We start from the raw sequence: 26,693 nt of genomic DNA, 5'->3' as shown, positions 1-26,693 counted from the left end.
GCGTGTTGGCAGGGGGCATAAGGATGGATTTGTCAGAGTTCAAGCCAGGTAAGTCAAGCGAAGACGAAGAGGGCTTAAAGACCGTAAATCGTGAAACAACAACAACCGCACCAGATCCCCTAGAGAACTTGCGGGATGTCTTGCTTGAAGCACTCGGGGGTAAACCTGTAAAACAGGTCCCGTTATCCGAGGAAATCAACGATCAACCCTTACAAAAGCCCCCGGACGATCGCACCGGAACCCGGGAAGGGAAGCAAGGGGAGTTGGTAGAAAATGGCGGACGCGATCGGGCTGTAAAAAAACGCGATCGCCCTACTCCTAAACCGCCTAAAAATGGTGAATGGCGGACCATTACCGTTAACCATTATGCGATCGCCGAAGTAGAGGACAAACCCACCCCTGCCCCATCTCGTTCATCCGCAACAATCAGGGAAAATGTAACCCAAAAGGCTCATTCTCCTCATGAGAATGAGTTCTTAGATGCATCTCCACTCAACCCAGAGTCTGCAACGCCCAAACCGCAGACTGAACCTGAATTGACCCAGCCCAAGACGGATTTAACCGAAAATTTTATCACCCATCAGGGGACTTCTACTGACCTTTTACCTGAAGCCATTGCACCGGAATCTCAGGCTGATTCCAACAGCAAGCCAACCCATTTAATGGATAGTGCAGTTGTCACAGAAACGAATAGAGAACCTGATCAACAAAGCCCTATTCCGCCTGAAAAAAGTGATCCAGAAGACAATAAATGGCCCACTCTGAGCACCTATTCACCTCAGAGTAATTCATCGGTTATTCCTAACATCAGCGAGTTGCAAGCGAATACGGCAGCAGTATTAGCAGGAATGGACCAACTAGAAAGCCTGTTTGGAATAGAAACCCCTAAACCCTCTTCGCCAACCGACCCGGGAAGTGCCGATTTATTACAAACCATCGACCCGATGGAGAGTTTGCAGCAGCTTTTATTTGGTACGCAAATATCAGATCTCGATCGCCTCAAGCAATCCCTGACTGAACATGACTTGCCTGGACTGCGAGAATTGCTGGTCAATACCAACGCCAACTTACAATCCCTGGAAAGTCAGATTTATGACCCACAAAAGCTGATTGAACTCCTCAAACCTTGGATTGCAGAAATTCTCAGTCGGAAAATTAGCGACTCCAAAGAAGAAGTCGCTAAGGCATTGGTTCCGATTATTGATGAAGTGATTAAGAACCGATCGCACGAAAATAAAGAAGCCATGAGTTCCGCGATCGCCTCCATTCTTCCGAGTGCGATTACCCAACAAATTAAAGAAAGTCCGCAAGATGTCGCCAAAGCCCTGGGTCCAGAAATGGCAATGGCAATTAAAGAACAAATCCGACTTGATCGCAACTCGATCGCCCAAGTTTTAGCCCCCGAAATGGGACGGACCATCAAAGAACAAATTCGCCTGGAACGGGATGCAATGGTAGACGCCCTCTATCCCGTCATTGGGAATACCATTAGCAAATACATGACTGAGGCGATTAAGTCCATTAATGAAAAAGTCGCGAATACCTTAAGCATGGAAGGAGTAGAACGCAAAATTCGCTCCAAAGTTCAGGGTGTTTCCGAAGCCGAATTGATTCTCAAAGAATCCATTCCCTTGGTCGTCCAAGCCGTATTTTTAATTCACAAAGCCTCCGGATTAGTGATTGCGGAAGCCCAGGAAGAGGGGGATTACCGCCTAGAATCAGAAATGGTCGCTGGAATGCTGACGGCCATTCGCAGTTTTGTCAATGATTGTATTGTCAAACCTGGGGAAATTTCTGAACTCAATGAAATTGAATATGGGGATTCTAAAATAATTTTAGAAGTCGGAGGATACTGCTATTTAGCAGTGATTGTTAAAGGCACTCCCAACCCAGCCTTTATCAAAAAAATGCGAAAAACCGTCAGTATCCTAATTTTAGATTATGAGCAACCGATTCAAGAATTTGATGGAGACCCAGCCAATGTTCCCGATCGCATTCAGGAATTGGTCAATCAAATCATAGAATCCACTGCTCCAAAAACTGAGGGAAAACCTTACGCCTTATTGGGGTTATTTCTTGGAGGTTTTGGCGTCATGCTCGTCCTGTGGATGGGGTTCTTTTACTATAATTCTATTCAACGCCGAATCGAGTCTAAAGTGGCTTTGGCCTTAAATTCGGCCCCGGAATTAGCCGTATATCGGCTAGATGTGACGGCGAAGCGGAACCGGGTGATTGTATCTGGAAAATTACCGAATCCTGAATTACGTCAACAGGCGGAAACTATTGCCGCAGCAGCCGTAGGCGATCGCATTTTAGAGAATCAAATTATTGCCGTGGATGTCCCCCCAGACTCGACTCTAGTCCGAGGGGAAGTGGCCCGAGTCAGTGAGGTTTTTAATCAGAAAAATGGGGTAGAAATTACCGCTAACTATAGCGATCGCACCGTGACAATTGGGGGGACCGTCATGGAGATGTCTCAGGCTGCGCAAATCGTTCAAGGGTTCCAGCAAATTCCTGGGGTCAACTCTGTTATTAGTACCTTGAAACTTGACCCAGTAACCATTGAAACTCGGGTCTATTTTGATGCCGGTTCGACTCGATTAAATCTCAGTTATGAACCGACTGTGGCAACCTTGAAGCAGTTTCTCGAACAATATCCTGAAAAAAATCTGAGGATCATCGGTCATAGTGATGGCATAGGTTCTCCCACGCGAAACCAGCGGTTAGCTTTGCAACGGGCACAAGCGGTCCAAACAGCCTTGATCCAGTCCGGAGTCCAACCCACTCGTTTAGAGGCGATCGGGGATAGCAACCCGCCTCCAGATGTAGACCCGACTCAACCTAAACTATTAGGACGGGTTGTTCTTTTTGAGCCAATCACACCAGAACCGAAAAATTAGTTAGCATTATGTCAACCATTTCTAAGAAAATCTGCATGATTGGAGATTTTGGAGTCGGGAAAACCAGTTTAATTCGCCGCTTTGTGGATCGGGAATTTAGTGATCAATATCTCTCAACCGTGGGGGTGAAAATTTCTCGTAAACCCCTACAAGTGGAAAAAGAACCCGACTCAGACCCCGTGGGGATGCAGTTATTAATTTGGGATTTGGAAGGGCACACGAAGTTTAAGGCGATCGCCCCCTCCTATCTCCAAGGGTCCGGCGGGGCTTTAATCGTCGCTGATGTTACCCGAACCGAAACCATAGAACGAGTTTCCGAACATATTAAGCTGTTTGCCTCGGTCAATCCCAAAGGTGCATTGATGGTCGCTTTAAATAAAGCGGACCTCGTAGAACCGGAAAAAATACCCAAACTTCATGAATTATGTCAGGAGATTGTATCTGGAGTTTCTCCCGGATCTGAACTGGTTTTAGGCATCTATTCCACCTCCGCCCGAACCGGAGAATTTGTGGATGAGATTTTCCATAAATTAGCCCTTCAAACTCTCGTGAAAACTTAAGGGTTCTTCCATGAAATGAGGGGGGATTTTTAGGCGATCGGTTCAGTCTGCACGAAAGAAGAGTATTCCCGGGCTTGAGACTTTCGGTGGATGGGAATGAGTCGATGCTTCCTAAAGAACCCGGGCAGCCTTCCCTCCCCTCTACCAACGCTCGCTTATCGTATGATAGAGAGAAGGAGGACCAAAAAGACCTATGACGACTGGCACGAATCCCCTACTAGAAAAACTTTTAGCCCCTCGCCGCTTAGAGTATCTCATTATCAATCAAGATGGGATCATCTTAGATAAATCCCCCCAAGTCCATCGGTTTGCAGAGAGTCCCGAACAAGTCCAGCAGGGACGGGATGCCAGAGGGGGATATCCGGAGTTAATTGGCATCGAACAGGTGTGGATTGATATCTTGGAAGGGCGGTGTAATAGTTTTGAATTACAAGGCATTAATCGCTGTTCCGATCGCGAGGGAACGTTGTATCTGGATTTGTGGATCGTTGCCAACTCTCAGGAACACCAACCGCCCGATCGCTTATTTGTGTTTTTTGGGGATGCCACGGAACGCATGGTCTTACGGCAAACCTTCGTTCAGAGAGAAAACGATGCTTATCTCTTATTAAATAAACTCAATTCGGCTAAATCAGCCTTAGATAAAATTTTTCAAACCGCCCTAGACCCGATTATTGTCTGTAAGGCTAACGGATTAATTAAAAAAACTAACAAAGCAACTTGTGACTTATTAAATTACAGCGAATTAGAATTAATTGGCAAACCTTTACAGGAGATTATTCCGAATATTCAGGCTTTAGAAAGCGTTAATACTGAAGCGTCTTATGGGAAAGAAGAAGAAGCTTATTATGTGAGAAAAACCGAAGTAGAAGTCACCTGTAAAAGTAAAAAAGGAGAAGAAAGAGTCATCGGATTTTCCCGAGGGGTAATTCGCAACGAAGAGGGGGAAATCGAAGAATTCGTCTATATCGGGCGGGATATGACCGAACGGAAGCGGACCTCTGCGGCGATCGCTAAAATGAATGCCGCTTTAGCCCAGCGCGTCGAGGAACGAACCCGCACCTTGCAGCAAACCATCGTTCAACTCGAAAGCGAAATCGGCGATCGCCAACGGGCGGAAGCCGCCTTGCAAAAAGAACGAGAATTTCTCAACGCCCTACTCAACAACCTCCAAGATAGCATCGTCGCTTGTGACGCCGATGGCACCTTGAGCGTCTTAAACCGAGCCAGTCAAGAAGTGTATGGACTGCCGGAACAGCCCCTCTCAGTCCATCACTGGGGGGAACACTTTCAATTTTACCATCCCGACGAAAATACCCCCATGCCCATTGCACAGACCCCCCTGTATCGAGCATGGCAGGGAGAACGAGTCTGTGAGCAGGAAATGGAAATTCTGCCCAAACAGGGCAAAAAGCGCATTCTAGTCGCCAATGGACAAGCCCTCGTCAATGCCCAGGGAGAGAACCTTGGGGCCGTGGTCGCCATCCAGGATATCACCGCCCGTAAACAAGCTGAAAAAGCCCTACAGAACATCATTTCTGGGACCGCAGCGGTCACCGGAGAAGAATTCTTCCCGGTGTTGGTGCAACATCTAGCAACCGCCCTAGGAGTCCCCTATGTGTTGCTGTCCCAACTAGAAGGGACCCAAAAGAAAACATTAAAAACCCTAGCCTTCTGGTGTGGCGATCGCCTCTGGGACAACTTCGAGTATGAACTGTGCCATACCCCTTGTGAAGTCGTCATCGAGGAAGGCCGACTCTGCCATTACCCCGATCGCCTCCAGGACTTATTCCCCGACGCCCCAGCCCTTGCCACCCTCAATGCCGTGGGCTATTTGGGCGTTCCCCTCTTCGACCCCCAGAACCAGCCTATTGGCAACCTCTGCATTCTCCATGACCAACCCCTAGAAATAGAACCGGAAGCTAACGCCATTCTCAGCGTCTTTGCCTCCCGCGCCGCTGCCGAACTGCAACGCAAATGGGCCGAGGACGCTTTGAAAAGCGCCAATGATGAATTAGAACGCCGAGTCCAAGAACGCACCCACGAGCTATCGGAAACCCTCAACAGCCTGCAAGCAGAAATCAGCGAACGCCAAAAAACGGAAGCTGCTTTGCGCCGGAGTGAAGAACGGTGGCAACTTGCCATCAAAGGGACTTCCGATGGCATCTGGGACTGGGACCTGAAAAGCGATCGGGTCTTCCTTTCTGCTCGCGGTCAGGAAATGCTCGGATATGAGTCCCAGGACCAGTTTCATCCCTTTCAAGCCTGGGAAAGTCGCATTCATCCTGATGACCTGGAAACCTGCCGCCACGCCATGCAAGCCCATTTAGATCAAACGGCCCCCTCCTACTCCCAAGAACATCGGGTTCGGTGCGAAGACGGGGGATATAAATGGATTTTGACTCGGGGTCAAGCCCAGTGGGACGAAGCCGGAAACCCTATCCGCATGACAGGTTCCCATACCGACATCACCGATCGCAAACAAGCCGATGAAGAACGCCGCAAATTTGTCGCCCTTGTTGAGAACAGCAAAGACTTTATCGGGATGGCGAGTTTAGAAGGCAAAGCCATTTATATCAACGAAGCCGGTCGCCTGCGAGTGGGACTCGATTCCCTCGAACAGGTCTATCAAACCGAAATGTCTGACTACCTGACCCCAGAAACCAAGGTGCAATATCAAAAGGTGGCGATTCCCACCGTCATGCAAACCGGCTATTGGCAGGGTGAAACCAAACTGCGTCACTTTAAAACCGGCCAGTGTTTTGATATGGAAACCAGTTTATTTCTCGTCAAACATCCGGAACGAAATGAACCGATCTGTTTTGCGACTATTCAACGGGATATTAGCGATCGCAAACGCGCTGAAGCTGCTATTTTAGCCAGCGAAAACAAATATCGTTCCGTGGTTGAAAATTTAAGTGAAGTTATTTTTCAACGGGATCAACATGGATACTTAACCTTCCTCAATCCCGCTTGGACGGACATCACCGGATTTACCGTCGCCGAAAGTCTCGGTCAACCTTTCCTCTCCTTTGTTCACCCGGACGATCGGCCCAGTTTTCGTAAAGCCTTTGCCGCCCTCATCAACAACCAACAAGATTCCGTCCGTCACGAAGCCCGGTTCCTCACCAAAGAGGGGAGTTATCGTTGGGTAGAAGTTCAAAAACGCCTCAATATTAACGATCAAAATTCCTACATCGGTACCGCCGGTTCTCTCAACGATATTACCGATCGCAAGCGCATCGAACAAGTCCGCGAACAGGAACGCCAACAATTACGACAAATTATTACTAATGCCCCCGTAGCAATGGCAATGTTTGATACGGAAATGCGCTACCTGGCCTATAGTAACTGTTGGTTAAAAGATTATCAACTGGAGGGACAATCTCTCCTCGGCCAATCTTATTATCATCAGTTACCCGCCCCTGAAAATATTCAGGCTATTCACCAGGGCGCACTCCAAGGAGCAGTCCTCTCTCGACCGGAAGAATGTTTTGAACTGAGCGATGGAACCCAACTCTATTTGCGTTGGGCGGTACAACCTTGGTACCGCTCAGAACATCAAATTGGCGGAATCATCATTGTCACTCAAGTGATTAATGAATTGGTCCAAGCCCGAGAACAGGCCCTGCAAGCCTCCCGCATGAAATCTCAATTCCTCGCCAACATGAGTCATGAAATTAGAACTCCTATGAATGGCGTGATTGGCATGACGGATTTACTCCTCAAAACTCCCCTCTCTTCCCAACAGCAAGATTTTGTCCACACCCTGAAAACCAGCGGTCAAAATTTGCTGATTTTAATTAACGATATCCTTGATTTTTCTAAACTCGAAGCGGGAGAAATGCGCCTGGATCGCATTGAGTTTAGTTTAAGCGGCTGTCTCGAAGAAACCATTGATTTGCTGGCAACCCAGGCCCAAAGTAAGCGCCTGGAATTACTCTCCCTAGTCGAGTCGGAGATTCCCCCAACCTTAATTGGAGACCCAACAAGGCTGCGTCAGGTGTTAATGAATCTCACCGGAAATGCCCTGAAATTTACGGATCAGGGTGAAGTGGTGGTTCACGCTTCCTTGCAGATTCAAACCCCCACGACAACTACCCTATATTTTGAAGTCCGGGATACGGGAATTGGGATTAATCCCCGGGACCAACATAAATTATTTGAATCCTTTTCCCAAGTCGATGCCTCAACCACACGGAAATATGGAGGCACCGGGTTAGGATTGGCGATTTGTAAGCAATTAGTGACGTTAATGGGGGGTGAAATTGGGGTAGAAAGTTCCGTGGGGACTGGTTCATGCTTCTGGTTTACCGCCACCTTTGAAACCGCCCCCAGTGGGGTGAAAGTGCTGCCGAAATTACCCTCATCTCCTCAGAATTTGCGGTTGTTAGTCATGGATGCCAATGCCACGAGTCGCCAAATGATTTGTGCCTATTTAGAGTCTTGGCATTTGCAGGGTGAGGCGGTTGCCAACTCATCCGAGGCGATCGCCGCTTTGCAAACCGCTGATACCCAAGGGAACCCTTATTCTCTGGTTTTAATTGACCTGCAAAATGCTCAAACTGACGGAGAAACTCTCGCTCAAACCCTAATTTCTGACCCCCAGTTCTCCCCACTCAAATGGCTGGTTATGGTCTCGATTCATCAACATGAATTGGTGAAACGTCTCCTGAAAAAAGGGGCGGCGGGTTATTTACTCAAGCCGATTAAAGCCTCTCGCTTATTAGAACGGTTGACTCAAGCTTTACAAGGTCAACCTTCGGGGGTTTCTTCTTCCTTATTCCTGCGCGAAGATACAGGCCGATCCAGTCCGGTTATGGAATCGGTGAAGAATCTGAAAATTTTATTGGTGGAAGATACTCCCATTAACCAAAAAGTGATTTTAAATCAGCTCAAAATATTGGGGTATGCTGCGGACTGTGTGGAGAATGGACAGGAAGCCCTGGATTGTCTCGCAGAGCAACAGTATGACCTGGTTTTGATGGATTGTTTAATGCCGGTTTTGGATGGGTATAAAACAACAAAAGCGTTGCGCGATCGCGAAGGTTCATCTCGCCATACTCCCATCATCGCCATGACTGCAAATGCCATGAAAGGAGACCGGGAAAAATGTGTAGAAGCCGGAATGGATGACTATATTAGTAAACCTGTTGACCTCGACCAGTTAGCTGCAATTTTGCATCACTGGGGAGAAACCATCAGCGGCGTTCCCGAGGCCATTCCCCCCCCAACACCACCCCTAACACTTCCTTCTACATCTATCCCCTTTGAGCCTCTGGATGAAGCTCCCATTGATCTCGATCGCCTCCATGAAATTTCTCGGGGAGATGAAGAGTTTGAGTTAGAACTCTTAGAAACCTTTATGGAAGATGCAGTTGTTTATTTCGAGGATATCAAGCGCTATATCAAGACTCAAGATTGGGTAGAATTGAGCCGTCGCGCTCATCAGCTTAAGGGAGGTTCAGCGACCGTTGCTGTCCTTTCTATGCCCAATATTGCCCGTCAAATTGAATCTCTAGCCAATCAGCAATGTCAGGAGGGTCTCGAAGAGTTGGCCGCTGAATTAGAGGTGATTTTAACCCGTATTGAGCGATTTATTATCACCCTTCAAAAGCCTAAGTGATGAGTTTAGAGGTCTTTGACAAAAGAGGAATGATGCAGTTGTGCAGTCAACAGGTCTTCAAAGGCGGCCACAGGGAGGGGAGGACTAAAGTAATAACCTTGGATTAAATCACAGTGATTTTCGGCAAGAAAATCATATTGTTCTCGGGTTTCTACCCCTTCGGCAATCACTTTCAAGTTAAGCTGTCTAGCCAGTTGGATGATGGCATTAATAATAGCGGCATTTTTAGGGCTAATCAGCAAGTCTCTAACAAAAGAACGGTCTATTTTAAGGGTATCAAAGGGAAATTGGCGCAAATAACTCAAGGAAGAATAGCCGGTTCCAAAATCATCTAAGGAAAGTTGTAAGGAGAAGTCTTTGAGGTCTCTCAGAATGCAGATGGCGAGTTCCGGATTTTGGACGAGGGCGCTCTCCGTGAGTTCAATTTCTACATGACAGGGATTAACTTGGCTTTCTCGGATAATATGAATAACGCGCTGAGTTAAACCGGGTTGATTAAATTGCAGTCCGGATAAGTTGACCGCGATGGTGAGTTGATAGCCAGCCTGTTGCCAGAGTTGGGCTTGTTCGCAAGCATTCTGCAAGACCCATTCATCCAGGCGCACAATCAATCCCGTTTCTTCAGCAATGGGAATAAATTCTGCGGGAGAAATCAAGCCGCGATCAGGATGGAGCCACCGGATTAGTGCTTCAGCGGCAACAATTTTGCCCGTGTTTAAGTGAACTTGGGGCTGATAGTAAAGAATGAATTCATTGCGGTCTAATGCCTGCCGCAAGCTCATTTCTAGCATGAGGCGATCGTAAGATTTTTCTTCAATAGCTGAAGTGTAAAGTTGATAGCAATTTCCCCCTTGTTCTTTGGCTTGGTGCATTGCCAAGTTAGCGGATTTGAGCAAGCTATCAATTTCTTGACCATCATCAGGATAGATGGCGATGCCAATGCTACTGGTGAGAAATACTTCGTCGCTTAAGATACTAAAAAAGGTGGAAAACAGGGCCAAAATTTGGCGCGCAGTGTCTTCTACTTGCAGTTTTTCAGTCAAGGGGGGCAAAATTAAGGCCAGTTGCTCACTGTTTAAGCGGGCGACGGTCCCCCCGGGTCCCACATAGCGCAGGGTGCGCTCCGTTACCGCTTGAAGTAATAAGTCGCTGTAGTCAGTGCCGAGGGTATTGTTGAAGCGGTTGAGCTGGTCTAAACTCAGGATAGCAATGGGGATGAAGCAGGGTTGATGGGGGGTAGTAGTGAGGCTGCGCTCGAAGCGATCGCGCAACATTAATCGATTCGGAAGATTGGTTAAGCTGTCGTAATAAACCAGGTCATTGAGTTGGGCGATCGCCTCTTGGACTGCATTGGTTTGTTCCTGCTTCAGGCGTTCCCGTTTGCCGAGTTGGGTGGCGATCGCCCCCATCAGTTCCGTTCGGGTAAAGGGTTTCGTCAGATAATCACTGGCTCCTAGTTCCATCCCCCGACGCATGGCGGAACGGTCCTCCTGGGCGGTTAAACAAATAAACGGGATCGTTGCGGTGGCCGGGTCCTGCTGTAGGATAGTCAACACTTCATAACCATCTAGCCCAGGCATCATAATATCGCACAAAATTAAATCGGGCTGTTCAGTTTGCGCCAATTTTACCCCCGTACTCCCATTGTCTGCTCCAATGGCTTCAAAACCTTCCGAACTTAGAATTTTGAGGACGGTTTTGCGAAATGAATTTTCATCTTCGACAATCAATATTTTCTTTTTCATGCACTCAACAACCCGATCTGACAGTTTTCTTGACCCATTAACTTCTCTGGTGAACCGCCCCCTAAATGGCAGCTATACTGGATTGTCACCTTTTCTCCGATTCCTTTTATCTCTTGGAGATCTCTTTGAGCAGACCAGGCTCTGTGGACGACTCCACCGGCGTGAGTTTAACAATTTTTAACCGTTCCATGACTTGATTCTAAACCTTGACTGGACCGCTAGTTGGACGTTTCAAGATTCCCACCTAGGATTTTTTAAGCCTGAACGTCTTCCCGGCTATTCTTAGGTCCCTGAACTTTTAAGGATCAAAACAAATATTATTTTATTTTACCATATCTGTTCCCTAAGTCCAGAGGAGGTTCAATCCCAAACCGAGTTAACTATCAATCCCAAACTGATCACCCTTGAAACTTTTTGATGAAAAATTGAAAAGCTCGGATAAAATACAGAAGCAATGGGCTGGGGATGGTGGCGGTATCAGTCCGTGAAATCGCACCCTTTTATATCCTTTGAATCACCGTTTAGAACCCACTCAGCCAATTGAGCATTCTAAATAAATAGCCCAGACTGTTTCCCTAGTGAACCTGAAACGCCAAATGAATTCGATTCTCAATAAACTACTCACTCCTCGCCACATGGAGTACCTAGGCGTCGATCGCAACTGGTACATAGTTGAGGCATCTGCTGGCGCGATGGAATTTGCATCAGGAGGCGCTAAAGTCGGGGTGGGAGAGGATATCCGGTGCGGATTTCCCGAACTCATCGGACTCGAAGAGGTCTTCCGGGCAATTATTCAAGGACAACAGGAAGGGTTTGAACTCAAAGGAATTACCCGGATTAGAGAATCGCACAATCCGCTTTATTTCGACCTGTACTTGATAGCGGATCCGACTCAATCTGAAACTGAAGAACAGCGATGGCTAATTCTTTTAGAAAATACCACAGAAACGATGGTATTAAAGCAAGAATTGGTGCAACGCATTAATGAAGCAAACCTCCTCCTTTCTACCCTAGAGGCCGCCAAATCCTACACCGATAAAATTATCACTTCAATGGCCGATGCCTTGTTGGTAACCGATCGCCGGGGTCGGATTCAAAATGTCAATCCCGCCGCCGTTAATTTATTTGGGTATTCCCAGGACTCTGAACTCATCGGTCAGCCCATTTCTTTGCTGATTGAAAGTGAAGAAATCTTAACCCATGACCGGGACAACCATAACCCCACTGAACCCACCCTTTTCACCACGGCTGAAGGCATTTGTCGGACCAAAACCGGAGAAAGCATGATTGTTTCTTTCTCCATTGCAGCGATTGGGACCGAACTCGATGATTATGGGGATTTAGTTTATATTGGCCGAGATATTACCGAGCGTCAACGGGCCACGGCAGAACTCGATCGCGCCCGTCGAGAAGCAGAACAGGCTTCCATTGCCAAAAGTTACTTTTTAGCCAATATGAGTCATGAAATTCGCACTCCCATGAATGCCGTCTTGGGGATGACGGGGTTATTACTAGAAACCACTTTAACCGCTGAACAGCACGACTTTATTGACACGATTCGGACCAGTGGAGATGCTCTCTTAACCTTGATTGATGAAATTTTAGACCTCTCCAAACTCGAAGCGGGAGAGATGCACTTAGAACAATTAGATTTCAACCTCGGCACTAGCGTGGAAGAAGTCATCGATTTATTAGCCCCCCAAGCCCATTTAAAATCCGTAGAAGTTGCCTCATTTATCGAGGAAGATATCCCCCTAGGGTTGCGGGGAGATAGCTCCCGCTTGCGGCAAATTCTCACGAATTTGATGGGGAATGCCATTAAGTTTACCGATGAGGGATATGTCGTCCTGCAAGTCGAACGAGTGGCCGAAACTCCCGATTCAACAATTTTGTTATTCTCGGTCATTGATACGGGGATTGGGATTGCACCTCAAAACCAAAGTAAGCTTTTTCAACCCTTTTCTCAAGTAGATTCTTCAACGACTCGGGAATATGGAGGAACCGGCTTAGGACTGGCAATTTGTCAACAGTTGATTACCCTCATGGAGGGAGAAATTAGTGTAGAAAGCCGGGAAGGAGAAGGGTCTAATTTTTGGTTTAGAGTTCCGTTTAAAAAGCCCGAAATTCCCATTGAAAAGCTATCAGCACCCCGGGAGATAGGGGGACTCTCTTTGTTAGTCATAGCCAACCGTGAAGTGGTGCGAATGGTGATTCGCGATCGCGTTACCAGTTGGGGAATTCAAGTCGAAGAAACCGAGGGTAACACCGCGTTCAATTTCTTGCAAACCCAATGGGAGAAAGGCATCGAGTATGACCTAATCGTTATTGATTTAGAAATGCCGGATATTACGGGAATTGCTTTAGGGCAACAAATTAAACAGGATTCCCGATTTACTACTATTCCCTTGATTGCGATCGCCGCCACTCATCAGCGCAATCTCGTCAAAACAGCCTTAAATAGTGGATTTTGTGACTGCCCGATTAAACCCATTAAACCCGCACGATTTTTAGAAGTCATCTGTCGCGCAGTCGGTTTATCGGTTGCCACCAAACCCGAACCTATTTCCTATCCCAAAGATAAAATTAATATCGGTCAAACTCCCATCAAAATTCTGTTGGCTGAAGATAATCCCGTTAATCAAAAAGTAGCCATTAAACAACTGGAACTATTAGGGTATCAAGCTGATATTGCCAATCAAGGGGAAGAAGCGCTGAAATTGTGGCAGACTCATGCTTATCCGATCATTTTGATGGATTGCCAAATGCCAGTCCTTGACGGATATCAAGTCACCGCACAGATCCGCCGCATAGAACAGAGCACTGGGAATTCTCCAGTCCCTAACCCTCAGCATACGGTGATTATCGCCATGACGGCTCATGCCATGAAGGAGGACCGGGAAAAATGTTTAGCCGCAGGAATGGATGATTATATTAGTAAGCCAGTCTGTCCGGAACAACTTCAGGCTATACTATCAAAATGGGTAAATCAACTGAGCGGAGCAAGAGTTAGCTTTCAACCCGTTGACTCGGGCGATCGCTCCTCCGGAGACCAGATCCTGGATCTGGAGCGTCTTGAACGAATTTCTCAAGGAGATTCGGTTTTTCGGAAAGAGCTGCTAGAAACATTTATTGAAGAACTCCAAACCCATATCATATCACTCCAAAGCGTTTCAGTGGAAGACTTTACAACCCTCAAACAAGAAGCGCATTATATTAAGGGTGCCAGTGGGAATGTGGGAGCTCAACAAATTTGTAGCATTGCCGCCCAATTGGAACGAGACGCCAAGCAAGGTAAAGCAGATAATCTATCTGATTTATTCGCTCAATTAACTGAAGCCTATCAAGCATTCGTTATTTTTGTAGAGCGAGCCTGGGAGAATGAACCCCTTCTTTAAAAAATTTTTAGTTGTCCACGGCATTGAGTACCTCATCCTCGATTCCGCCTTAACCATCCGTAAAACTTCCGCCGGAGTGGACCGATTTTCTGATTCTCCCGGTCCCATTCAGGTCAATGATGAAGTGGGTCTTGCTTTTCCCGAATTGATTGGAGTAGAGGACCTGTTACAAGAGGTTTTAGAAGGGCGGCAGATCAGCTTTGATTTAAAATCCCTGAGCCGGTTTACCGAAGCGGGTACGCCGGTTTATTTTGATATGTATGTCGTTCAAAAAGAAGAGAGCCAGGGACAACAACTCATCGTTTTTTTAGAAGATGTCACCGATCGCATGAGCTTGGAACAGCGATTAGTCCAAGCCACCAATGAAACCCATCTTCTTTTGGCCGCCCTCTCCGAATCCAAACGATATATTGAGCAAATTCTCGCCTCAATGGCGGAAGCATTAATCGTCACTACTGAAACGGGTTTAATTAAAAAAGTTAATCAAAGTACCCTGGATTTATTTGAGTATTCTGAAGCCGAATTACTCGGAAAAGGGATTTCCCAAATTGTGGGAGAGCATCAGGATTTGGTTAAAGATTTTTTCCTGTGCCAAATAGAGCGCGATGAACCCGGATTATCCCCAGTAGAAATCGTTTGCCATACCAAAACTCGTAAAAAAGTATATGTGGGATTTTCCTGTGCCGTGATTGATGTTTCCGCCGCCGATATTCCCGATTTAGTTTATATCGGTCGGGATATCACCGAACGCAAACGCAAACAACAACGGAATTTAGCACAATCGGCGACGATTCGGATTTTGTCGGAATCGGCAAATCTGGTCGAGGCTGCACCCAAACTGTTGCCTGCCTTATGTGATAGTTTAGAGTGGGATGTCGGCGAAATTTGGCAGGTACAAAGAGGGGATGAAGGGAACGGCTATCCCCTGTCCAAGAAGTCCCGGGAGTCAGAACGCCAAGCGGATTGTCTCACTTGTCTGCAACTGTGGCACAGCCAGACCTTGGATTGGGAAGGGTTGGGACAGAACAGAAAGACCCAGTTAGCCAAGGGTGAAGGATTACCCGGTCATGTGTGGGCGATTCATGAGGCGGTGTGGACAGCGGATCTCGCTGGGGAAGGGATGACCTGGCCCGAGACAGAATACTTAGTGCAAGCGGGTTTGAATAGTGGGTTCGTTTTCCCTATTTTGGGTGACGCTTCGGAAACTGAACCCCTGGTGGATTCATCCTCGGAATTACTCGGGGTGATCGGGTTTTATAGCCGGGATGTCCAGACGATTGATGAAGATTTGATGGGAACTTGTAGTGCGATCGCCAGCCAGATTGGTCAATTTATCAAGCGCAAACAAGCTGAAATTGCCCTTCAAGAAAGCGAAGAACGCTATCGCGATTTATTTGAAAATGCCAGCGATTTAATTCAAAGTGTTTCTATTGAAGGTCGCTTTTTATATGTCAATCGCGCCTGGAAAGAAACCCTAGGATATAGTGAACTAGAGTTAGAACACCTGACGGTGTTTGAACTGCTGCATCCTCAGAGTAAACCCCAGTATCAAGACCGTTTTAACCGCATCTTTGCTGGAGAAACCTTGGATGAAGTCACCGCTGAATTTATGACAAAATCCGGTCAGAAAATCTCTTTGCAAGGGAGTATGAATTGTAAATATTTAGAAGGAAATCCAGTTGCAATTCGGGGAATTTTCAGGAATATCACCGAACGCATTAAGGTAGAAAAAGCCTTGCAAAAGCAACAAAAGAAAACTGAAAATTTGCTGCTCAATATTTTACCCGAACCCATCGTTGATCGCCTCAAGCTGGAACCCAACAGTATCGCCGAAACTTATGCGAATGTTACGGTTTTGTTTGCCGATTTGGTGGGGTTTACAGAAATTGCTTCGGAACTTTCAGCCCTAGAAGTAGTAGAGTTGCTGAATTTAATTTTTTCTGCCTTCGATCGCCTCACCGAATTACATCAACTGGAAAAAATTAAAACCATTGGGGATGCTTATATGGTGGTTGCGGGATTGCCCACCGAACGGGAAGATCATGCCGAAGCGATCGCAGATATGGCCCTGGATATGCAAACTGCTTTGACCCAATTTAATCAGCAAACCCAGCAGTCTTTTAGCATCCGAATTGGCATTCATAGCGGGCCAGTTGTAGCGGGCGTGATTGGTATCAAAAAGTTTATTTATGATCTGTGGGGGGACACGGTAAACATTGCCAGCCGCATGGAATCTCACAGTTTACCCGGACGAATTCAAGTCAGCGAAACCACCTATTATTTATTGCAGGATGATTACTACTTTGAAAAACGCGGACCCATTGCAGTGAAAGGAAAAGGAGAAATGAATACTTATTTTCTCCTCGGGTTAAAAGCTGAACTTTAGCAGTTCCCCTATTCCTGAGAATGGTTAGATATCGCCAGGGAGAGCAAAAGGATAGATCCCCTTAATCCGACTTTTAAAGGGCGATCGCACTGAGTTTAAATTTCCCCCAGAGTCTCAGAAACCAGCGGGGATACAAACCCCCGCCGGTCTTTTTGTACTAACGGTTTAAAAACCTCTAAATCTTTTATGGTTTTACAAAACTCAAAGGGTCTTTCTTGCCCTTAAGCAATGCCAACCAACTCAATTTCAAAAATCAAATCTTTTCCCGCCAGGGGGGGATTAGCGTCTAAAGTCACTTTTGACTCAGAAATCGCCGTAATAACTACAGGAATAATTTGATCCGGGGCTTGTTGAATTTGTAATTGTTGTCCCACATCTAAGGGGATATTATCCGGCAGTTGCTGCCGTTCAACTTCCACTACCATTTCTTGTCGATGAGGACCGTATGCCTCATCCGCTGGAATTTTTTCGGTTTTGGATTCCCCCGGAGTCATCCCTAAAACCGCTTGTTCAAAACCGGCAATGAGTTGTCCTTCCCCCAGGACAAATTCCAGAGGGTCGCGATCGAGGGAGGAATCAAAAACCGTCCCATCGTCTAATTTACCCGTGTAGTGAACTGTCACCATATCGCCCTGCTTGGCTTGGGTCATTTTGTTTACTCCTAATAATGTTTACGAAAACAAAGCATCCAAGTCTATGGCTGATTACCGATGACTCTATGCCTAAGCCCGTTAAAAAAGCGGGTTTAATAGACTGGATTGAAGTGAAGAAAATTTTATCCCTCCTTCATCCTAAATCAGTCAAACTGGAGGGACTTAACCCCAGGGAAACCAGGAATGCTGAAATCCCCAGCCAACCTAGACCTCTGTTCCCGTTGTGGTTATTGGTTAGTATTTTAACTTGCCAGACAGAATTTTGCAGGCAGATGGGGAGATGGGGGAGATGGGGAAGATTGGGGAGATGGGGAAGATGGGGGAGATGGGGAGGATAGGGGAGATGGGGGAGATGGGGAGGATAGGGGAGATGGGGGAGATGGGGCAGATGGGGCAGATGGGGGAGATGGGGGAGATGGGGGAGATGGGGAGGATAGGGGAGATGGGGAGGATAGGGGAGATGGGGAGGATAGGGGAGATTGACTGACGTTGTTATTGCCCATTCAAGGTCCTGCCTTCCGTCGTTTCCTCCCCATCCTCCCCATCCTCCCCATCCTCCCCATCCTCCCCATCCTCCCCATCCTCCCCATCTCCCGACTACAAGTGACCTTTGAGCAAATACACCTGCATTGCGCCTTTGCCTTTAATTTCGATCGCCCCTCTTTCTTCAAAGCGGTATTGATCTTTCAAACAATCATAGGTAGTCTTAGACACTTGAATTTGGCCGGGAATGCCGTGGGATTCCATTCGGGAGGCGGTATTCACGGTATCTCCCCAGAGATCATAGATAAATTTTTTAATCCCAATCACCCCAGCGACGACAGGGCCGGTATGGATCCCCATGCGCATTTTTAAGGATTGATTAAATTCGGTGTTAAATCGGGCGATTTCTTCTTGCATTTCTAGGGCCATTTCTGCGATCGCAACTGCACTATTTTCAGAGGGAATGGGCATTCCCGCTACAACCATGTAACAATCGCCTATGGTCTTAATTTTTTCTAACTGATACCGTTCCAAGGCGCGATCAAAGCGAGAAAAAATATTATTGAGCAAGTGGACCAATTCCGCTGCTTCAATTTGAGCGGAGAGTTGAGTAAATCCAACAATATCGGCAAATAATACGGTGACTTCGGCAAAGGTATCGGCAATGTTTTCTTCGTGACCCTTGAGGCGATCGGCGATGACCTCGGGTAAAATATTGAGCAACAACCTTTCCGCCTTTTCCCGTTCGATTTCTAGGGCTTTTGCTGAAGATTCTAAGGTGTCTAACATGGCATTAATGGTTTGGGATAAACTGGATAATTCATCTTTTCCAGAAACTGAAACCCGCAAGGCTAAATCTCGACTGTTATCAATTTGCTTGACATCTTTGCTCAAATAGAATAACCGAGCTAACACCATTTTTTCTAACAACAATAGGGTACAAACTCCAAAAACCAGCCCGACGATCGCGAGAGATACCATCATATAGCGTCCACTGGCTTGACCTTGATGGTAAATATCTCTAGGGATATTCAGTTCTAATAAAACTGCCGGTTTACCATAGATATCCCGTAATAAACTATACCCAGCCATCCATTCCTGACTCAGTGGTTCAATCAGAATAGGAGGATTAGCGGACATCTCGGATAAGCGGGCGATCGTCCCCTGTAACTCAACAGGAGTAGTCGGGTCCATGATTCCATAAGCCCTTACATCCAAATGGGTAAGTTTAGCCAACCGTTGGATTTCTTCGCGATCGAGAAAGCGGGCGATCGCCAGGGTTCCCCGAGTCGGAAGATTTCCCTGACTGTTGAGAATCGGTCCGGCGGCGATCGTCATGGGACGGTTATTAATGGTGACAATTCCTACCCAAGAGCTTTTGGGTTTCAACACCTCAATTGAAGTCGCGGCAATCTGCTGAGAAATTTCTTCCGGAATCGGCACTAACTGCTGCCGAATTAAATCAAAACCCTGACCAAAAACCAGTTGACTTTCTGAATTAATAAATAGAATCGCATTGACTCGGAGGGCAGCTAAATTTACTTCTCCTAAATTTCTATCAATATAATCAATATTGCTTTTTTCGATAAACTGATACGTTTCATCCCACACCCCCCACTGAAAGTTAAGGGCTTGTAATTCCTGTTGATAATTAGAGAAGGCATCTAAAACTCTTTGGATATTCCGCTTTGCTTCTTTTTGTTCTAAGGCGGTAAAGCCATTGAGTAAAATCGTTGAGGAGGTTAGATGCACGACTCCCAATAACCCAGCCAGGGTCAAGCCGATCGCCAGTAATGTTTTCTTACGGAGGGTCATCAGGCCACCAGAGAGGAGGGGACATATCAGAAAAATTATGACATGGATTGGCTCTTTTTTGAAAATTCTATTCTGACTTCACTCAAAACTGACCCATTCGAGGGTGTGGCTATTACCAACCAAGTCTCCCACCCTCGGTTAAGAGAGTTTGTATTACTTCAACATTACGACTAAAGTCGTTCCTACAAACCTTCAAAATAAATAGATTGATTACCGGGACTGAGTGCGTTCTAAATAGATTTGGGCGACTTGATCTCCGGGATTGATTTTTAGACATTTTTGAAAGAACCGGGCGGCTTCGGTATAGGAGCCTTTATTGTAAAGCTGGATGGCTTCTTCAAAGATGCTTTTTGTAATTAATTTGCCCTCGCGGATCGCAGGGGGGTCGGCATCAAAGACTTCATAGACGGAAACAATTTCTGATTTGCCTTTGACTTGAACCCGGTCGATATGTCGGATATCATAAGAATTTGGGTCCTTCAAACCGCAAAAGGTGCGATCGCCAATTAACAAAGCTACCCCATAATTTTTAGTCAAGCCTTCAATCCGGGAGGCTAAATTAACCGCATCACTAATCACTGTACTATCCATCCGTTTCTGTCCGCCAACGGTGCCCAGCATTAAGGATCCTGTATTGATGCCAATGCCGATATGAATCGGGATATAACCGGCTTTTTCCCGTCCTTGGTTGTATTCGGCGAGTCGGTTTAACATGGTAATTCCTGCTTTAACAGCATCATCAGCGCTGCCGCTAAATAAGGCCATAATTGCATCGCCAATATATTTATCAATAAAGCCATTATTATCGGCGATCGCCGGTTCCATACTGGACAGATAAGAGTTAATAAATTTAAAATTATCTTCCGGAGTCATGCCTTCGGAAAGGGTGGTAAAATCGCGAATATCTGAGAATAAAATAGACATTTCCATTTCGACAGCTTCGCCGAGTTTAACTTCGACAATGCTTTCATAGCCTAAAAAATAGAGAAATTCATGGGGAACAAACCGCCCATAGGCATCGGTGAGTTCTAATTCTGCATCCAGGGCATCTTCTAGGTTTTGATTCAGTTCAAAGAGTTCTTTGGTAAACCGTTCTCGTTCCGCTTCGACTTGTTTGCGATCGGTAATATCTTGAAAGGCAGCCATTGCGTAGGAAATATTCCCATTGTCGTCATAAATGGGAGTACCCCAGGCTTCAATGGGAATGGTGGCATCAGGGCGTTGAATTTCCATATCATCGGCGGTGGTTCGCTCCCCTTGAAGTGCCCGGACGATGGGTAAATTTTCAGCAGGATAGGGGCGATCGCTCCCTACAAAATAGATTTGATAGACCTCGGATAAGCGCTGGGTCGGTGTGGTCGTTATCGGTCCTTTTCCTAATAACTCTTTGGCTTTTTGATTGGTATAATAGGGCTTGCCCTTGGCATCAAGAACAGCGATCGCCACCGGCATTGCTTCTAAAAATTGAGTCAATTGACTTTGACTATCGCGCTGGAGTCCCCGGCTATAATATCCGGCAATCGTGATGGCGGAAGTGGTTAAAGCAACCATTGGAGAGACAATGGGAACCCACCAACTATTTAAAAACGCCACATAGGCACCCATTAAAAGTCCCAGACTCCCCAACCCCAACCAGACGGCAAAGATCGCCCATCGTCCGCTGGAATTGTTTTTGAAAATTCGAGCTTGAAGTAAGGAATAGGAGACGGTGGCACCAAATAGGGAATTGAAGGCAATCCAGAACCATTCTAAAGAATCAGACCAGACTTGAATGAAAGGGCGACCATCGAGGGCAGCGCTTAAAATTTGAGCGATCGCATTAGCATGAATCACCACTCCAGGCATTCGGATTAGACTGTTGCCATAGGCACTGTAGGGGGTTAAAAATAGGTCATTTATGCTCTCAGCAGTCACCCCGACTAACACGACGCGATCGCGGATTAAATCCGGGGGAATGCGATCGTTCAAAATATCAGTCATGGAAATGGTTTTAAAATTCTGTTCTGTCCCCTTATAGTTCAGAAAAATTTGATAGCCTCCCGTATCCGCCCGGACATATCCCCCTTCATTTCCTTGGAGGGGGAGAAACCGCGCTTTACCCAATTGCAATTCGGAAGTATCGGGGTCTACCGCCTCTAAGGCCATCCCTTCTGCTTGCAAATACATTAAACTCACTCGGGCGGATAAACTTAATTTATTCTCCCCCTCATCGGTAATCACTGAGAGTAAACTGCGACGAACTTTCCCATCCGGATCTAGGACTAAATCCGCCATTGCCACGAGGCCCAGCTTCTCTAAAATGGGTGGGGCTTTGACTGAATTGCCCACCACTTTTTCTATCCCAATTAAATTCGGGGTAGATTCAAACACCTGTCGTAATCTTTCCGAACCCGGTTCTACGCGAAAATTGCGATATAAATCAATACCAATGACGCGGGGTTGGTATGTGGTAATGGTTTCTAATAATTGGGCTAAAACTGCATCAGGCATCGGCCATTGTCCGACTTCTGTAATATCGGCCTCATCAATGGTGACCACCACAATTCGAGGGTCTGTGGGCTCCGGGGGCCGATGACGAAAAAATAGATCTAACGTGGCCCACTCTAACAGTTGAAAGAGCCCCGCTGAGTTGGCCGAAATCACGATCGCAGCAACCGTGGGGGCCGTCATCAAGACGCCACGCCATTTCCAAACTTGCTTTCTGAGCTTTAGCCACATCTTTTATTGGTACCCAGAAAGGATGAAAGACTCTAGGTTTATCCCAAATTTTAGAAGAATTCCTTGGGTTTGTGGAGAAAAGCGACACCCATTGACCACAGCCAATCCAGTTGAAAGAGATACCGATGATGAGCTCAACGGCATGGGTTGAGTTCCCGGCTGTCACTGGGGGAAACTCTATAATTGCCTACCCATAGAGTGGCACCCAATCCGATGCATAGAAGAACAACCCACACCCCTTGCCGGGTGGGGCTGTTGTAAACGGGATCGGAAAAGCCGGGAAGGGTATTTCCCGGCTTGATAAAATGGCAATGGTTGAGCAAACATTGGAGTAAGGGGAATCCTGAACTGGATTAAATCCCCTCGGACTCCATCTAAGGCCGTGCAATCGGTTTAGAGGCAATTTCCTCTAACCCAACGGAGGCTAATAAGCCCGTCCAACTCGCTAGAATGGTCGGGTCATTGGGACTCGACTGCCGAAGCTGGCCTAAAGTGCTCATCATTTCATACCAAATCCCGGCGTTTCCATACTGCTGGGCGAGTTCCAGGGTAGGATCAGCCTGCTGGGAATCCGGAGTTAGGGAGTTGGCTTCCACACGGCGAATATCTCCCTGGACACCAGGACTATCGGGCTTAAGTCCGGTTTCATCGATGAGGATAAAGGTCCAGCGATAGGTTTGGCCGATTTCTAAAGCGGGTGCATCATCAGGTAAGGCGATCGCCATGACTGCACCTTCGCCTTCAGGCACGGGGATATTGGTTTGGTAGTGATGCTGATTATTTTCATCTTTGAGGGCGAAAAATAGCTCCCTCGCAGAGGTTTGAGGAACATAAACATAAAACGTCGGGCGCGGTGCTACTGTCAACCCCTGATCTGCTTCTGGGGTGAGTGGTGTGACGCATCCACTGGACAACTGTGGTTCTTGTAAACAGGAATTTCCATCCCGAGATGCACCCCCAGCAGTATTGCGAGGTTGCCCCTTGCCTGGGGGATTGAAAGTGACTTGAGCGATCGCCCCGGGTTGTATCCGTTGCGCGTTGCTGCTAGTCTGAGCCTGAGCTGGATTAAGAATGCCTCCCACCCATGCCAAATTTAGAGATAGGGTGAACAAGAGGGTTATAGGTACATTAGTCTGTTGCCTTGCCATATTACAGTTACCCCTCTAGGATAATGTGCCGCTTTATTTCACTGTACTCTATATTTTGAGTCCAGTTCAACTAAAATGTGGGAGTTTTTATAAAGTTTTCTTGCGAATTCAGTTCAGCCTCTGCATTGCTATTATTGATTTCGGGGTTTCCATCCCCCAATCCCGAGAATTTTGCTTTTCTGCTTAAATTTTCTCCGACCAGATAGAAGGGATTATTTTCTCTGAAATGAGTCTGCAATTGTCAGTTCACAGCGGATAAATCACCGGATAAATTGATCAAAATACTGCATTCTTTGCCAAGCGATATGCTCGGATTGCCTGGGACGGCTACCCTTGCGCTCAGACTAGAGGCCCGTCTCAATCACGGACCTGAACATTCAGGAGTGGGAGCCTGTTGCTCCCCTGAGCTAATCAGGGAGTAAGAGACTCCCCCTCCTGGTCGTCTCGAATTTAAAGCCAATTCCCCACCAAAATAAACGCGGCCCAATAAAACGGATGTTGGTATTCGGGTTGTTGCAATAAAGCGACTTGAGCACGACGAAGGGCCTCAGCTTTACTCATCTGACCGAGAGAGAATTCCCGATAAAAATCAGCCATTAACTGCGAGGTAGAATCATCTTTGACAGACCACAAGGTCGCTAAAGTCGATCGCGCCCCCGATCGCACTGCAACCCCCGCTAAACCCAATGCCGCCCGTTTATCCCCCGTTGCCGTCTGACAAGCACTAAACACCAGCAATTCAATGGGGGGAATCTCCGACTGAGTGACCCCCCAACGGCCCGTTTCTCGCGATCGCAAAATCTCTTGGAGTTGGGTCACATTAATTTTTTGATCGTAAGTGAGAATAAAGGTGTTCTCTGGATTGGAACTAAATTGGCCGTGGGTTGCCAAATGGACCACCGGAAAAGAACTCTTTTGAATCTCCTCCTTGAGCGCATCCGCCGTAAACCCCTGATTTAAAATCATCTGCGCGGGGAGATGAGACCCAATCTCGTCCAGTTCCCGTGCAACCCCAGGCAGGGCACTAAATCCCTGCCGCGCTTCCGTCAATCCCACCGTTAAGGCGCGGAGTTGGTTCTGGGCGATCGCCTGGGGAGCCAGCAATTGCAATCCGGGTGTGAGGGCAATGTTATAGGTTTCTACCAAATACCGCCCTCCATCATAAAGTGCGGCCATTGGGAGATTACGCAACAAACCATCCAGCACAAACACCAGAGTCTGAATCTCTGCCTCACCTAAACTCCCTTCTGCCGGTCGAATCAGCCAGTCATATACCTGTTCTGATAACTTCAACCGCTCTTGATCCGAGAAAAAGGGATTGAAAGCACCCAGTAACTGTTCCAGAATGCGTTCCACCTCACTTTGCGGTAACTCGGTGGCATAATGACGCAGAGGCTGTCCCGGGAGGGAGAGAATCACTTCCAGGCGATCGGGTAAAATAATCGGATAAATCGCTGCGGCTTTAGCATCCACTTGGTCGATTTGCACCGGCTGGATATCTAAACAGGCTTGGCGAAAAAAGTTCTCTAATTCAGCCAGTTGCAAGGCTTCCAGGGTTTCTCGGGCTTGTTTAAGGTGCTCTTGAGTGGGAGTACCACTTAAGAGTAAACTGACCAATTCCCGGTAGATGGGTTCGACCCGTTCTTGAAAGGAAAATTGCACCTCTTGGGCGATCGCCACTAAGTCTCGGCGCAGGAGAGAGAGTGTGCGAACCGCTTCACTATAGGCGGCGATCGCACTTTGAGTCTCCCCAGTTTCCTTCAAAATACGTCCCAGTTGCCATTGCCAACGCGCTGCAATCTCTTTGGCATTAATACTAACCGCAAGAGCCAGGGCTTGCTGGGTCAATTTTCGGGCATCGGAAAACTGTCCGGTGCGTTTGTACAAATACCCTAACTCCCCAATGGCGTAGGATTGCGATCGGGGATCTTGTAGCGCATTCGCCTCTTGAACTGCCGTTGCCAGGATTTGGGCGATTTCGGGCGCGCTCAGGGTCGAATCCCCCTCTCCGGTTGCGGATAAACTCTCTAGCATTTTCAGGGCTGAAAACGCGAAATTCACCCGCGCATAGACCCCGGAACGACTGGCTGGGAGCGTTGCCAGTTGCTCAGTGATGGGGTTCAAGAGCGATCGGGCGGTTTCCCATTGCTGGGTTTCTATGGATAAACTGAGCTGATTGAGTTCCGCATCAAGTTGAGTGATCGGGACAGTCGCCGTTGCTGCGGCTTCGCGATAGTAGGTGAGAGCTTGGTCCCAATCCTCTAAAGCGCGGGAGGTATTACCCAAACTCAACAGGGTGTTACTAATGTCCGCCGCAGCGCGCAGATTCCGGGCAATGGATAAACTTTGTGCTAACACCCGTTGCGCTTCGGGTAAATCTCCCACGAGTTGTAAAGCATTCCCCAGATTTTGTAAGCCGGTGATTTTCAGACTGGAATCTGGTTGGGACTGCAATTGTTGGTTCACCTGCTCTAATAACTGTCGCGATCGCCGGTATAATCCCAAGGTTTGCATCCCTTGAGCTTGGTTAATTTGACTACCCAAAGCCCCGGTGAGGTCACCTTGAGCGTGATACAAGGCTTCCGCTTGTTTCCAACTGTCGAGAGCGGCTTCTGGTTCTCCCCGGGCCAATTCCAGACTCCCTTTGCTGTTCAACGCTTGGGCCCGAATCCGTTGGGAAACGGAATTTCCGGACCTGTGAGCGAGAGTTTCTGGGGAATCTACGAGGGATAAACTCTCTTGAATTGCTCCTTGCGCGCTCTCCCACTCTCCTAATGCTTGATACGCCAGGGTGAGATAGTTGAGACAGAGGGCTTGATTGAGGCGATCGCCTCCCTGTTGATACCCTTCAGCAGCGCGGTTCCAAACCCTGACTGCTTCTGCAAACCGTCCCCCCTGATAAAGCTCCCGTCCCTGGTTAACGAGAGTCTCCCCTTCCGCCTCCACTGGCGGAACTGGGAGTTGAGACAAGGGCAGAGGTGAGCTATAATTTTCCTTGACGGGAGTAAATGTGAGAATTTGTGAGGGGAGAGGACCCGGACCCGTGGCGATCGCCGGTAACACCCCGGTGACGAATCCCAACGCCATCAGGAAAGCTAGACCCCTTAGCAGCAGCCGGTATCCCCGCCGAGTACAAATCCGAAATTTCCAGTGATTCCAGCGCGATCGGCATCGGGTGATCCCTTGAGTCAACATTCTTTTCATAGACTAGATACTAAATATCAAACTGCCCTTAGATAAGATTGCCACCCCTTTTGTTTTGTC

General features: G+C 47.3%; 12 protein-coding genes. 6 read left to right on the top strand and 6 right to left on the bottom strand.

The window, feature by feature from the left end:
• The first annotated feature begins 23 nt into the window (after positions 1-23).
• The 3 genes from NG796_RS20180 to NG796_RS20170 all read left to right on the top strand — a co-directional run bounded on the left by NG796_RS20180 (position 24) and on the right by NG796_RS20170 (position 9,086).
• Entirely contained in the window at positions 24-2,900 is a 2,877-nt protein-coding gene (locus NG796_RS20180) for an OmpA family protein (protein WP_261208766.1), read from the top strand.
• 8 nt (positions 2,901-2,908) lie between these two features.
• Positions 2,909-3,460 carry a Rab family GTPase gene (locus NG796_RS20175; RefSeq protein WP_261208764.1) on the top strand — a complete coding sequence of 184 codons (552 nt, stop codon included), beginning with the start codon at positions 2,909-2,911 and terminating at the stop codon, positions 3,458-3,460.
• A 193-nt stretch (positions 3,461-3,653) separates the two neighbouring features.
• Positions 3,654-9,086: a PAS domain S-box protein gene (locus NG796_RS20170; protein WP_261208763.1), complete on the top strand. Its 5,433-nt coding sequence runs from the start codon at positions 3,654-3,656 to the stop codon at positions 9,084-9,086.
• A gap of 5 nt (positions 9,087-9,091) precedes the next feature.
• Here the strand turns inward: NG796_RS20170 and NG796_RS20165 are convergent, their stop codons facing one another.
• Complete coding sequence (locus tag NG796_RS20165) at positions 9,092-10,831, bottom strand: EAL domain-containing response regulator (RefSeq protein ID WP_261208761.1); 1,740 nt, start codon at positions 10,829-10,831, stop codon at positions 9,092-9,094.
• Between the two features lie 596 nt (positions 10,832-11,427).
• Between NG796_RS20165 and NG796_RS20160 the strand changes: the two genes are divergently transcribed.
• Together NG796_RS20160 and NG796_RS20155 are read left to right on the top strand one after the other, a co-directional pair.
• The gene (locus tag NG796_RS20160) at positions 11,428-14,226 is read left to right on the top strand and encodes a response regulator (protein ID WP_261208758.1); all 2,799 of its coding nucleotides are present in this window, start codon (positions 11,428-11,430) and stop codon (positions 14,224-14,226) included.
• Positions 14,210-16,612, top strand: coding sequence for an adenylate/guanylate cyclase domain-containing protein (locus tag NG796_RS20155; protein ID WP_261208756.1), 2,403 nt, complete (start codon positions 14,210-14,212; stop codon positions 16,610-16,612). The genes NG796_RS20160 and NG796_RS20155 overlap by 17 nt, the downstream gene beginning before the upstream one ends.
• 221 nt (positions 16,613-16,833) lie before the next feature.
• Here the strand turns inward: NG796_RS20155 and NG796_RS20150 are convergent, their stop codons facing one another.
• Positions 16,834-17,262 (bottom strand): peptidylprolyl isomerase, encoded by a 429-nt coding sequence (locus tag NG796_RS20150; RefSeq protein WP_261208755.1) that lies wholly within the window; start codon positions 17,260-17,262, stop codon positions 16,834-16,836.
• A gap of 292 nt (positions 17,263-17,554) precedes the next feature.
• Between NG796_RS20150 and NG796_RS20145 the strand changes: the two genes are divergently transcribed.
• Positions 17,555-17,752, top strand: a complete 198-nt coding sequence (locus NG796_RS20145; RefSeq protein WP_261208753.1) for a hypothetical protein — start codon at positions 17,555-17,557, stop codon at positions 17,750-17,752.
• A 110-nt stretch (positions 17,753-17,862) separates the two neighbouring features.
• Here NG796_RS20145 and NG796_RS20140 read toward each other — a convergent pair whose 3' ends face one another.
• The 4 genes from NG796_RS20140 to NG796_RS20125 form a co-directional block, all read right to left on the bottom strand.
• On the bottom strand, positions 17,863-19,563 hold the full coding sequence (locus tag NG796_RS20140) for an adenylate/guanylate cyclase domain-containing protein (protein ID WP_261208752.1): 1,701 nt from the start codon (positions 19,561-19,563) through the stop codon (positions 17,863-17,865).
• Between the two features lie 210 nt (positions 19,564-19,773).
• Positions 19,774-22,281: a CHASE2 domain-containing protein gene (locus tag NG796_RS20135; protein WP_261208750.1), complete on the bottom strand. Its 2,508-nt coding sequence runs from the start codon at positions 22,279-22,281 to the stop codon at positions 19,774-19,776.
• A gap of 374 nt (positions 22,282-22,655) precedes the next feature.
• On the bottom strand, positions 22,656-23,429 hold the full coding sequence (locus NG796_RS20130; protein ID WP_261208747.1) for a DUF928 domain-containing protein: 774 nt from the start codon (positions 23,427-23,429) through the stop codon (positions 22,656-22,658).
• Between the two features lie 450 nt (positions 23,430-23,879).
• Positions 23,880-26,624 (bottom strand): CHAT domain-containing protein, encoded by a 2,745-nt coding sequence (locus tag NG796_RS20125; protein ID WP_261208746.1) that lies wholly within the window; start codon positions 26,622-26,624, stop codon positions 23,880-23,882.
• Between the last annotated feature and the right edge of the window lie 69 nt (positions 26,625-26,693).

Origin of the sequence: Laspinema sp. D2d (assembly GCF_025370755.1) — a bacterium.
Classification (GTDB): domain Bacteria; phylum Cyanobacteriota; class Cyanobacteriia; order Cyanobacteriales; family Laspinemataceae; genus Laspinema.
Note: the sequence above shows the minus strand (reverse complement) of the source record. Positions and strands in the feature narration are given on the sequence as shown.

Bases quoted from the DNA above. Each gene is read 5' to 3' on its own strand.
- NG796_RS20180 (WP_261208766.1), top strand. From the start codon at position 24: ATGGATTTGTCAGAGTTCAAGCCAGGTAAGTCAAGCGAAGACGAAGAG.
- NG796_RS20175 (WP_261208764.1), top strand. From the start codon at position 2,909: ATGTCAACCATTTCTAAGAAAATCTGCATGATTGGAGATTTTGGAGTC.
- NG796_RS20170 (WP_261208763.1), top strand. From the start codon at position 3,654: ATGACGACTGGCACGAATCCCCTACTAGAAAAACTTTTAGCCCCTCGC.
- NG796_RS20165 (WP_261208761.1), bottom strand. From the start codon at position 10,831: ATGAAAAAGAAAATATTGATTGTCGAAGATGAAAATTCATTTCGCAAA.
- NG796_RS20160 (WP_261208758.1), top strand. From the start codon at position 11,428: ATGAATTCGATTCTCAATAAACTACTCACTCCTCGCCACATGGAGTAC.
- NG796_RS20155 (WP_261208756.1), top strand. From the start codon at position 14,210: ATGAACCCCTTCTTTAAAAAATTTTTAGTTGTCCACGGCATTGAGTAC.
- NG796_RS20150 (WP_261208755.1), bottom strand. From the start codon at position 17,262: ATGACCCAAGCCAAGCAGGGCGATATGGTGACAGTTCACTACACGGGT.
- NG796_RS20145 (WP_261208753.1), top strand. From the start codon at position 17,555: ATGGGGAAGATTGGGGAGATGGGGAAGATGGGGGAGATGGGGAGGATA.
- NG796_RS20140 (WP_261208752.1), bottom strand. From the start codon at position 19,563: ATGACCCTCCGTAAGAAAACATTACTGGCGATCGGCTTGACCCTGGCT.
- NG796_RS20135 (WP_261208750.1), bottom strand. From the start codon at position 22,281: ATGTGGCTAAAGCTCAGAAAGCAAGTTTGGAAATGGCGTGGCGTCTTG.
- NG796_RS20130 (WP_261208747.1), bottom strand. From the start codon at position 23,429: ATGGCAAGGCAACAGACTAATGTACCTATAACCCTCTTGTTCACCCTA.
- NG796_RS20125 (WP_261208746.1), bottom strand. From the start codon at position 26,624: ATGTTGACTCAAGGGATCACCCGATGCCGATCGCGCTGGAATCACTGG.